8 protein-coding genes and 3 riboswitches are annotated in these 11,312 nt (G+C 66.9%); of the genes, 6 read left to right on the forward strand and 2 right to left on the reverse strand.

The window, feature by feature from the left end; genetic code table 11:
* Nucleotides 1-45: 45 nt before the first annotated feature.
* Nucleotides 46-948, reverse strand: coding sequence for a formyltetrahydrofolate deformylase (gene purU / locus ACYQ1Z_RS19785; RefSeq protein ID WP_459794253.1), 903 nt, complete (start codon nt 946-948; stop codon nt 46-48).
* On the reverse strand, nt 945-2,507 hold the full coding sequence (locus ACYQ1Z_RS19790; protein ID WP_459794254.1) for an amino acid permease: 1,563 nt from the start codon (nt 2,505-2,507) through the stop codon (nt 945-947). The genes purU and ACYQ1Z_RS19790 overlap by 4 nt, the downstream gene beginning before the upstream one ends.
* Before the next feature lie 50 nt (nt 2,508-2,557).
* A riboswitch (glycine riboswitch) is annotated at nt 2,558-2,660 on the reverse strand.
* A gap of 1 nt (nt 2,661) precedes the next feature.
* Nucleotides 2,662-2,760: riboswitch (glycine riboswitch) on the reverse strand.
* A 264-nt stretch (nt 2,761-3,024) separates the two neighbouring features.
* A riboswitch (glycine riboswitch) is annotated at nt 3,025-3,126 on the forward strand.
* Between the two features lie 156 nt (nt 3,127-3,282).
* On the opposite strand from ACYQ1Z_RS19790, the gene gcvP reads away from it, so the two are divergent.
* The 6 genes from gcvP to ACYQ1Z_RS19820 form a co-directional block, all read left to right on the forward strand.
* Entirely contained in the window at nt 3,283-6,135 is a 2,853-nt protein-coding gene (gcvP, locus tag ACYQ1Z_RS19795; RefSeq protein ID WP_459794255.1) for an aminomethyl-transferring glycine dehydrogenase, read from the forward strand.
* 10 nt (nt 6,136-6,145) lie between these two features.
* Nucleotides 6,146-7,279 (forward strand): glycine cleavage system aminomethyltransferase GcvT, encoded by a 1,134-nt coding sequence (gene gcvT, locus ACYQ1Z_RS19800; RefSeq protein ID WP_459794256.1) that lies wholly within the window; start codon nt 6,146-6,148, stop codon nt 7,277-7,279.
* Nucleotides 7,280-7,312: 33 nt separating this feature from the next.
* Nucleotides 7,313-7,696 carry a glycine cleavage system protein GcvH gene (gene gcvH / locus ACYQ1Z_RS19805; protein ID WP_459794257.1) on the forward strand — a complete coding sequence of 128 codons (384 nt, stop codon included), beginning with the start codon at nt 7,313-7,315 and terminating at the stop codon, nt 7,694-7,696.
* Nucleotides 7,693-9,012, forward strand: coding sequence for a serine hydroxymethyltransferase (gene glyA, locus ACYQ1Z_RS19810; RefSeq protein ID WP_459794258.1), 1,320 nt, complete (start codon nt 7,693-7,695; stop codon nt 9,010-9,012). The genes gcvH and glyA overlap by 4 nt, the downstream gene beginning before the upstream one ends.
* Nucleotides 9,013-9,293: 281 nt before the next feature.
* Entirely contained in the window at nt 9,294-10,748 is a 1,455-nt protein-coding gene (locus tag ACYQ1Z_RS19815) for an L-serine ammonia-lyase (RefSeq protein WP_459794259.1), read from the forward strand.
* Between the two features lie 43 nt (nt 10,749-10,791).
* The coding region (locus tag ACYQ1Z_RS19820) for a lipoyl synthase (protein ID WP_459794260.1) at nt 10,792-11,312 on the forward strand (521 nt) is incomplete at its 3' end.

An 11,312-nucleotide genomic window follows, 5' to 3' on the forward strand; every position in this document is an offset into this window, starting at 1 on the left:
GCCGCAGGCACGGGCTGCCTGCCGCGGCTGCGGCCCCGCCGGTTGCTACCGCAGGATGACAGTCCGGTTCCCGGACAGGATGATCCGGCCTTCGGCATGCCACCGGACCGCGTTGGTCAGCGCCCGGCATTCGGCGTCCTTGCCCACCCGAACCAGGTCCTCGGGGGTGTAGGTATGGTCCACCTCGATGACCTGCTGGGAGATGATGGGTCCCTCGTCGAGCTCGGAATTGACGTAGTGCGCCGTGGCGCCAACAGTCTTGACCCCGCGGGCGTGCGCCTGGTGGTACGGCTTGGCGCCCTTGAAGCTGGGCAGGAACGAGTGGTGGATGTTGATGGCGCGGCCGTCCAGCTTTCGGGTCAGGTCGTCGCTCAGCACCTGCATGTAGCGGGCCAGCACCACCAGTTCCACGTTCAGGCCGTCCACGAGTTCCATCAGCTTCGCTTCGGCCTCGGGCTTGGTTTCGGCCGTCACCGGGATGTGATGGAACGGGATCCCGTGCCAGGCAGCCAGTTCCGCGCTGTCGGGGTGGTTGGACACCACCGCGACGATCTCCACGGGCAGGTCGCCGTCGCGGGACCGGGCCAGCAGGTCCCGGAGGCAATGGTCGTACTTGGACACCATCACCAGTACTTTCCGGCGGCGTCCGCGCGGCTCGAGCCGCCACTGCATCCCCCAGTCCCCGGCGAGGGGACCGAACCGCTCCCTCAACAGGCCGCCGTCGGATGCTTCCTCCGCACTGAAGTGGACCCGCATGAAGAATTCGCCGCTGGCCTTGTCCCCGAACTGCTTGATGTCGACGATGTAGCACTCCTGCTTGAGGAGGAAGGCGGCTACAGCCTGCACTATCCCCAATGCGTCGCGGCAGTGGAACGTGAGGATGAACTCGGTGTCCACCCCGGCCCCCGCCGCCGGCCGGGGTGCGGGGAGGGTCTTCGCTACGGTCACTTCCGCGCCTCCATCTTCTCGATCGCAGGACCGCCTGCAGGATCGCCGGCGCTGCCGCCGGCGATCCTGCCATCGGCGGCAATCCGGTCGGCCCGCAGTTCTGCGCGGAAGACCTCGAAGCGCGCGAGGTGGGCGGGCCGGCGGCGCAGGACAGCCCAGGCGACTCCGAGGATGAGGAACCAGACAGGGGTAACCAGCAGGGCGGCAAGGGTATCCGGCTGCGTGGTCAGCGCCCAGAGGACGAAGCCGAAGAACCCGAACACGGCCCATACAGCAGGGATGCCGCCGGGCATCTTGAACTTCGACGCCGCATGCAGGTGCGGGCGGCGTCGCCGGAACGCGATGTAGCTGGCCAGGATGATGGACCAGACGAAGATGAAGCAGACGGCGGACACGGTGGTGACCATTTCGAACGCCTTGCCCACGTCCTGTCCCGCGTACATGAGAACGACGCCGGAGAGCAGCAGGACGCACGAGAGGAACAGCGCGTTGCTGGGCACCTTCCTCGCGGACAGGCGGCTGAAGACGGCGGGGGCGTCGCCCTCCTGGGCGAGGCCGAAGACCATGCGGGAAGTCGAATAGATGCCGGAGTTGGCGGAGGACATGGCGGAGCTGAGGACCACCAGGTTGACCACCGTGGCAGCCGCTCCGAGTCCGGCCAGGGAGAACATTCCAATAAACGGGCTGTGGCCCGCGGCGAACTGGGTCCACGGGGTGACCGACATGAGGATGACTAGGGCCCCGACGTAGAACAGCAGGACGCGGATGGGGATGGCGTTGATGGCCCTGGGCAGGTTCCGCTCCGGGTTCTTGGCCTCGGCGGCGGTGGTGCCCACCAGTTCGATGCCCACGAAGGCGAAGACGGCGATCTGGAAGCCGGCCACGAAGCCCATGAATTCGTTGGGGAACCAGCCCCCGTGGCTGTACAGGTTGGTGAAGCCGGCTGCCCCGGCCTCGCTCTGGAAACCTGTGAAGATCATGACCAGGCCCACGATGATCAGGGCTGCGATGGCGACGATCTTGATCAGGGCGAACCAGAATTCAGTTTCGCCGAAGGCCTTCACGGTGGCGAGGTTCAGCAGCAGCAGGATGGCTACCGTGGCAAGGCCGGGGATCCACAACGGAAGGCCCGGCCAGAGCTCCTGCGAGTAGCCGGCAATGGCGATGACGTCCGCGATTCCGGTGATGACCCAGCAGAACCAGTAGGTCCAGCCGGTGAAGAACCCGGCCCATGGCCCCAGGAGATCGGCCGCGAAGTCGCTGAAGGACTTGTAGTTCAGGTTGCTCAGCAGCAGTTCGCCCATGGCCCGCATGACGAAAAAGAGCATGAAGCCGATGATCATGTAGACAAAGATCACGGACGGGCCGGCCGCGGAAATTGTTTTCCCCGAGCCCATAAACAGGCCGGTGCCGATGGCCCCGCCAATGGCGATGAGCTGGATGTGCCGGTTGCTCAACTGCCGCTCCAGGTGCGGGGGTTCGCTGGGCCGGCCGGAGGCGGCAGGGGCAGCGCCGCGGGCTGGCTGGCCGCCGGAGGACGCAGGAGGGTGAATCGTCATGAGGAACTCCATCGTTCAAGCAGCACCTGTGGCGCCGCATGGATTCGGTTCCTCCCCGCTCTGTATTGGACCTGAGAGATTCCGCACGCCCTGTGCCGGGACATGCTTGCACCGTCGGTGAGCCAGGCCGTGCCTCGCTGCTTTCCAGAGTTGCCTTTCCGCGGCGGTACGGGTGCCTGAGAGTTTCCTGGGGAGGGTTTGCTCCTACGGCGCCTGCTGAATGTACCGGGCAGGACTCTCCCGCCGCAGGTCAAAGGCTCTTCAATTGTTGAGGGGTGGCCGGCCCGGTCCCCGGGAGGACCATCGACACGCAGAGGCTGCTCCGAATCGGTGGAGCCAGCCGGCAACGGCGCCAGCCACCGGATCAGTGTGTTGCCCGTCACGCCGGCATGTCAAGCCGCGTGTGTCACAAAATCGCCCGGCCCGGACACACCGCCGCACGAAGGCCCGGATTTGCTTTTTGGTTGAAAAGTCTTGTACCTTGTGAGCCGAATCACCCACATTTGAATAAGCCTTTCGAGCTGTGACGGGAGAGCCCTCCCGGACCATTACCCGGGCAGGCGCCGTAGGAGCAAAACCTCCCCAGGAATCTCTCAGGCCCATGTACCGTCACGGCGAGGCAACTCTGGAAAGTAACCGGTTTTACTGGTTCACCGACGGTGCAAGCGGCCCCTGCCACCAGCAGGCCACGCGGAATCTCTCAGGTCCAATACAGAGCGGGGAGGAACCCATCCCACGCCGTGCCACCCTGGCCGGCCAAGACCCGGAGTTCCTCATGACGATTCAATCCCACCCAACAGCCTTTGTTGACCGCCATATCGGCGCCCGGCGGCAGGCCGACGTCGACACCATGCTCAAGGCCGTCGGCTACGACAGCGTGGACGGCCTCGTTGACATGGCCGTGCCCGCATCCATCCGGCAGGAAACCGCGCTGCGCCTCTCCGACGCCCTCAGCGAGGTCGAGGTCCTTGCCGAACTGCGCCGGATCGCAGGCAAGAACAAGACCGCGGTCCAGATGATCGGCCAGGGCTACTACGACACCGTCACCCCGGCCGTGATCCGGCGGAACATCCTTGAGTCGCCCGCCTGGTACACCGCCTACACCCCGTACCAGCCGGAGATTTCGCAGGGCCGGCTGGAGGCGCTTTTGAACTTCCAGACCATGGTCCAGGACCTCACCGCCCTCCCGGTGGCCAACGCCTCCCTGCTGGACGAAGCCACTGCCGTAGCCGAGGCCGTGCTGCTGATGCGCCGGGCCAACAAGGACAAGTCCGCGAAGGATGGCAAGACGGTCCTGGACGCCGACTGCCTGCCCCAGACCATTGCCATCGTGAAGGGCCGCGCCGAGGCGCTCGGCTTCGAAGTGGAGGTCGCCGACCTGTCCAAGGGCCTGCCCGAGGGTGCCATCAACGGCATCGTGCTGCAGCAACCCGGTGTTTCCGGACGCGTCTGGGACCAGTCCGGAGTGATCGCTGAGGCCAAGGACCGCGGCGCCCTGGTCACCGTTGCCGCGGACCTGCTGGCCCTTACCCTCATCACGCCGCCGGGCGAGCAGGGCGCCGACATCGCCGTCGGCTCCACCCAGCGCTTCGGCGTCCCGCTGTTCTTCGGCGGCCCGCATGCCGCATACATGGCCGTCCAGAAAGGTATGGAACGCACCCTTCCCGGCCGGATCGTCGGTGTCTCCAAGGACAACGCCGGCGCCCCCGCCTACCGCCTGGCCCTGCAAACCCGCGAGCAGCACATCCGCCGCGAGAAGGCCACCTCAAACATCTGCACCGCCCAGGCGCTGCTGGCCATCGTGTCCTCCTTCTACGCCGTGTACCACGGCCCGGACGGCCTGAAGGCGATCGCCGAGGGCGTCCACCACAAGGCACGCGTCCTGGCCACCGCACTCACCGCGATGGGCCGCGAACTGGTCGCCGATTCCTTCTTCGACACCCTGACCGTGCGGGTGCCGGGCAAGGCCGCCAAGGTCATCAACGCCGCGGAAGCCCGCGGCATCAACCTGCGCTTCGTCGACGCCGACACCGTGGGGGTCTCCATTGATGAGACGACGACGGCGGCAACGCTGTCCGCCGTCGCCGTCGCCTTTGGCGCCGGCCCGGTAGGCGACGCGAAGGGCTTCGACCTGCCCGAATCCGCCCTGCGCACCTCCGGCTACCTGGAGCACCCGGTGTTCAACACGCACCGGTCCGAGACCCAGTTGCTGCGCTACATCCGCAAGCTCTCCGACCGGGACCTGGCGCTGGACCGGACCATGATCCCGCTGGGCTCCTGCACCATGAAGCTGAACGCCACCGTGGAGATGGAAGCCATCTCCTGGCCGGAGTTCGCCTCCATCCACCCGTTCGCACCGGACTCCCAGACCGAGGGCTGGCGCGAACTGATCGCCGGGCTGGAAGCTGACCTGACCGAGATCACCGGCTACGACCAGGTGTCCATCCAGCCCAACGCCGGATCCCAGGGCGAACTCGCCGGCCTGCTCGCGATCCGCGGCTACCACCATTCCCGCGGCGACGAACAGCGCAACATCTGCCTGATCCCGGCCTCGGCGCACGGCACCAACGCCGCCTCCGCGGTCCTGGCCGGCATGAAGGTCGTGGTGGTCGCCACGGCACCTGACGGAACCATCGACCACGCCGACCTGCAGGCCAAGATCGAGGCCCACAAGGACGTCCTGTCCTGCATCATGATCACCTACCCGTCCACCCACGGCGTGTACGACGGTGACGTCCGGGACGTGTGCGACGCCGTCCACGCCGCTGGCGGGCAGGTCTACGTCGACGGTGCCAACCTCAACGCCCTGGTCGGGCTGGCGCAGCCGGGCAAGTTCGGCGGCGACGTGTCCCACCTGAACCTGCACAAGACCTTCTGCATCCCGCACGGCGGCGGCGGACCCGGCGTCGGACCGGTCGCGGCCAAGGCGCACCTGGCACCGTTCATGCCCGGGGATGCCAATAAGGCCGCCCATGAAGAAGGCCATGGCGTGGCGATCTCGGCCTCCCGCTTCGGCTCCGCCGGCGTGCTGCCCATCTCCTGGGCCTACGTAAAACTGATGGGCGGAGAAGGCCTCACCCAGGCCACCAAGTCCGCATTGCTGGCTGCCAACTACGTTGCTGCCCGCCTGAACGAGTACTTCCCCGTGCTCTACACCGGTGAAGGCGACCTCGTGGCCCATGAGTGCATCCTGGACCTGCGCGAACTCACCGCCCGCACCGGCGTAACCGCCGAGGACGTGGCCAAGCGGCTGATCGACTTCGGCTTCCACGCCCCCACCCTCGCGTTCCCGGTAGCGGGAACCCTGATGGTGGAGCCCACCGAGTCCGAGGACCTCGCGGAGATCGACCGCTTCATCGAGGCCATGATCACCATCCACGCCGAGATCGAGCAGGTGGCGGCCGGGGACTTCTCCCTGGAGGCATCGCCGGTGCGCAACGCACCGCACACGGCTGCCGCCGTCGTCAGTTCCGACTGGGACCGCGCCTACACCCGTGAGCAGGCCGCCTTCCCGGTTCCGTCGCTGCGGCAGGACAAGTACTTCCCGCCGGTCGGCCGGATCGACGGCGCCGCCGGCGACCGCAACCTGGTCTGCTCCTGCCCGCCGCTTTCCGAATTTGAGAACTAAAGGACTTCCCATGACCGAGAACTACACTGCCCTCTACGAGCAGCACAAAAAGGCCGGCGCCTCCTTCACGGACTTCGGCGGGTGGCAGATGCCCCTGAAATACAGCTCCGAACTGGCCGAGCACCATGCCGTGCGCAACGCCGCCGGACTGTTCGACCTCTCCCACATGGGCGAGGTCTGGGTCACCGGCCCCGACGCCGGTGCGTTCCTGGACTACGCCCTGGCCGGCAAGCTGTCCGCCATCGCCGTGGGCAAGGCCAAGTACTCGCTGATCTGCGACACCGACGGCGGCATCATCGACGACCTGATCACGTACCGCCGGGCTGACGACACGTTCCTGGTGGTCCCGAACGCGGGCAACGCCAAGGTGGTGGCCGAGGCTCTGCGGGAGCGCGCCGCGAACTTCAACGTGACCGTGCAGGACGCCTCCGCCGAGACCTCTCTCATCGCGGTCCAGGGCCCCGCCGCCGAGGCGATCCTGCTGGAACTGGTCCCCGCAGGCCAGCACGCCCTGGTCACCGGACTGAAGTACTACGCCGCCGTGGAAGTGGGCATCAGCTTCGGCGGAGCCATCCGGAACCTGCTCGTGGCCCGCACCGGCTACACCGGCGAGGACGGCTTTGAAATCTACGTGGGCAACCTGGACGCTCCGGCCCTGTGGGAAGCGCTGCTCGCTGCCGGTGAAGGCTCCGGCCTCATCCCCGCCGGCCTCGCCTGCCGCGACTCCCTCCGGCTCGAAGCCGGAATGCCGCTGTACGGCAACGAACTCTCCCGGCGCGTCAATGCGTACGCCGCCGGCCTGGGGCCCGTCGTCGCGCTCTCCAAGGAAGGCGACTTCGTCGGCAAGGAAGCCCTGGCAGCCCTCAAGGCGGCCGGCGTCGGCTCAACCGTCGGGCAGAAGCTCGTGGGCCTGAAGGGCACCGGCCGCCGCGCCGCCCGCGGCCATTACCCGGTCCTCAAGGACGGCACCCTGATCGGCGAGGTGACCTCCGGCCAGCCGTCCCCCACCCTCGGCTACCCGGTCGCGATGGCCTACGTCGACGTCGAATTCGCCGAGGTTGGCACCGTGGTGGACGTCGACCTCCGCGGCAAGCCCGAACGCTTCGAAGTAGTGGCACTCCCCTTCTACAAGCGCCAAAAGTAAAACCTCCAAGTTTCCAGAAGCAAAGGACAAATCATGAGCAAAGTTGTAGCTGAACTGAAGTACTCCGCCGAGCACGAGTGGGTTGCCGCGGACGGAGCGGGTCCGGTGAACATCGGCATCTCCGCCGTCGCCGCCGACGCCCTGGGCGACATTGTCTACGTGGACCTGCCCGAGGTCGGCTCCACGGTGACCGCCGGTGAGACCTGCGGCGAGGTCGAGTCCACCAAGTCCGTGTCCGACCTCTACGCCCCCGTCACCGGCGAGGTGACCGAAGTCAACGACGGCGTGGTCTCCGACCCCGCACTGATCAACAGCGACCCCTACGGCGCAGGCTGGCTCTTCAAGGTAGCCGTCACCGAGGAAGGCCCCCTGCTCTCCGCCGAAGAGTACGCCGCAGCGAACGGCGGCGAATTGTGAGCGCCGGCGCAGCAACCGCCTTCCAGCAGGTCGTCTCCCCCAGCCTGAACGCCGACCTCGCCGTCCTGGACCCCGAGATCGCCGCGAAGATCGACGACGAACTGGGCCGCCAGCGCGACGGCCTGGAGATGATCGCCTCCGAGAACCACACTGCCGCGGCTGTGATGCAGGCGCAGGGCTCGGTACTGACCAACAAGTACGCGGAGGGATACCCGGGCAAGCGCTACTACGGCGGCTGCGAGCACGTTGACGTCATCGAGCAGCTCGCCATCGACCGGGTCAAGGCCCTGTTCGGCGCCGAATACGCGAACGTGCAGCCGCACTCCGGCGCGCAGGCGAACGCCTCGGTGATGCACGCCCTGATCAAGCCAGGCGACATCATCATGGGCCTTAACCTGGCCCACGGAGGCCACCTGACCCACGGCATGAAGATCAACTTCTCCGGCAAGCTCTACAACGTGGTCCCGTACGGCGTCCGGGAGGACACCCACACCGTGGACATGGCGGAGGTGGAGCGGCTCGCGCAGGAGCACAAGCCGCAGCTGATCGTGGCCGGCTGGTCCGCCTACGCGCGGCAGCTGGACTTCGCCGAATTCCGCCGGATCGCGGATTCCGTGGACGCCTACCTGATGGTGGACATGGCGCACTTCGCCGGGCTGGTCGCCGCAGGGCTGCACCCCTCCCCCGTGCCGCACGCCCACGTCACCACCTCCACCACGCACAAGACCCTCGCCGGTCCGCGTGGCGGAATCATCCTCACCAACGACGCCGACGTCGCCAAGAAGATCAACTCCGCGGTCTTCCCGGGCCAGCAGGGCGGGCCGCTCGAGCACGTGATCGCCGGCAAAGCCGTCGCCTTCAAGATTGCCGCGTCGGAGGAGTTCAAGGAACGGCAGGAACGCGTCCTTGCGGGAGCCCGGATCCTGGCCGAGCGCCTGGTCCAGCCGGACGTGGCCGCCAAGGGCATCAGCGTGGTCTCCGGCGGCACCGACGTGCACCTGGTCCTGGTGGACCTGCGCAACTGCGACCTCGACGGACAGCAGGCCGAAGACCGGCTCGCCGCGATCGACATCACCGTCAACCGCAACGCCGTCCCCTTCGACCCGCGCCCGCCCATGGTCACCTCCGGCCTGCGCATCGGCACCCCGGCCCTCGCCACCCGCGGGTTCGGCGAGGACGCCTTCCGGGAGGTCGCGGACATCATCGCCGAAGCACTAACGGCCGAGGCCGGCGCAGACCTTTCGGAGCTCCGTCACCGCGTCGAAACCCTCGCCGCAGCCCACCCGCTCTACCCGTCAATCACCAACCTCGCCTAAGTGCTTCACCCTGGTTGCGTCCGCGTCGGCGGACCGGACATTTTCACGCGTGCTGGCTCGTTCCTCGCCTCTGACGCACGCTTTCGAAAAGTCCGGCTCCGCTGACGCTCGGCGAGTCCCTCGCGCTGGTGAGCGGCCCAAGCGGCTGGGCGGATTCCGGAGACGTGCGTCTTAGAGAGCGTCACGTCCGCTCAGCGGGCGTCTTCGCGACCGAGCACGCGGAGGAATCCGGCCAGGCGCACCCAACCCCGCCACGAACTCTTTAAGTTAGGAAACCCGTCATGGCTGTTGGCGTTTTTGATCTGTTTTCGATTGGGATTGGTCCGTCGTCGTCTCATACTGTGGGGCCGATGCGGGCTGCTGCTGTGTTTGCCGAGGAATTGAAGGCCTCGGGGAAGCTGGCGGATGTGGCGGGGTTGCGGGTGGACTTGTATGGGTCTCTGGCGGCGACCGGGCATGGGCATGGGACGATGACCGCTGTGTTGTTGGGGTTGGAGGGGTTCCATCCGGAGCTGATCCTGCCCGCGGAGGTGGAGGAACGCCTGGCCGCGATTGCCGGGACCGGGATGGTGCAGTTGGCAGGTTCGCTGCCGTTGCCGTACGGGGTGACGGACATGGTGCTGCGGCCGTTGACGGTGCTCCCGCGGCACACCAACGGCATGACGTTCACGGTGACCGACGCGGCCGGGGAGGTGCTGCACAGCGCGACGTTTTTCTCGGTCGGGGGCGGGTTCATCGTCCGCGAGGGCGGGGAAGAAGCAGCGCAGCAGGAACTGGACGCGTCCAAGGACGAGCTGCCGCTGCCGTTCCGGACCGCCGCGGAACTGCTGGCCCACTGCCGGGACACCGGCCTGGGCATCGCGGACGTGATGCTGGTGAACGAGAAGGTTTCCCGGGGCGAGGATGAGATCCGGGCAGGTTTGCTGCATATCTGGTCGGTGATGGAAGCCTGCGTGCAGACCAGCCTGCGGCGGGAGGGGCTGCTGCCGGGCGGGTTGAAGGTCCGCCGCCGCGCCCCGGACTGGTTCGACCGGCTGAAAAAAGAAAGCGCCTGCAAGGAAACCGGCCAAAACCCCGGCGATGACACGGACCGGGACCTGGGCGGGGTGTCGTTTGATCCCCGGTACTGGCAGGAGTGGGTGAACCTGGTCGCGCTGGCGGTGAACGAGGAGAACGCTTCGGGCGGCCGGGTGGTGACTGCCCCAACGAACGGGGCGGCCGGGATCATCCCGGCGGTGTTGTTCTACGCCCTGCATTTCGCCCCCGGCATGGACCAGGCCACCCGGGCCGACCGGGAGGACGTGGTGGTGCGGTTCCTGCTGGCCGCGGGAGCGGTCGGGGTGCTGTACAAGGAGCAGGCCTCGATCTCCGGGGCCGAGGTCGGCTGCCAGGGCGAGGTCGGGTCGGCGTCGTCGATGGCCGCCGCGGGCCTGGCCGAGGTCATGGGCGGAACCCCCGCTCAGGTGGAAAACGCCGCGGAAATCGCGATGGAACACAACCTGGGCCTGACCTGTGACCCGATCGGCGGGCTGGTGCAGGTCCCGTGCATCGAGCGGAACGCGATCGCTGCCGCGAAGGCGATCAACGCCGCGAAAATGGCGCTCTGGGGCGACGGCACCCACCGCGTCTCCCTCGACGAGGTCATCATCACCATGCGCGAAACCGGCAAGGACATGAGCGACAAATACAAAGAAACCGCCATGGGCGGCCTCGCCGTCAACGTCGTCGAATGCTGACACCAGGGTTTCGACAAGCCCAACCAACAAAGGAAACACGATCATGACATTGGCACCTGAAGGCCGGAAAATGCTGCGGATCGAGCAGCGCAACGCGGCTGTCCCGGTGGAGCGCAAGCCGGACTGGATCAAGGCCAAGGTCCAGATGGGCCCGGAGTTCGTCGGGCTGAAGAACCTGGTCAAGAAGGAAGGCCTGCACACCGTCTGCGAAGAGGCCGGCTGCCCGAACATCTTCGAATGCTGGGAAGACAAGGAAGCCACGTTCCTGATCGGCGGCTCCGAATGCACCCGCCGCTGCGACTTCTGCCAGATCGACACCGGCAAACCCTCACCCCTGGACCGGTTCGAACCCACCAAGGTCGCCCGCTCCGTCCAGTCCATGCAGCTGCGCTACGCCACCGTCACCGGCGTCGCCCGCGACGACCTCGAGGACGAAGGCGTCTGGCTCTACGCCGAAACCGTCCGCAAGATCCACGAACTGAACCCCGGCACCGGCGTCGAACTGCTCATCCCCGACTTCTCCGGCAACCCCGACCACATCACCGCGATCTGCGACTCCAAACC

This window comes from Arthrobacter sp. AD-310, from assembly GCF_054656615.1.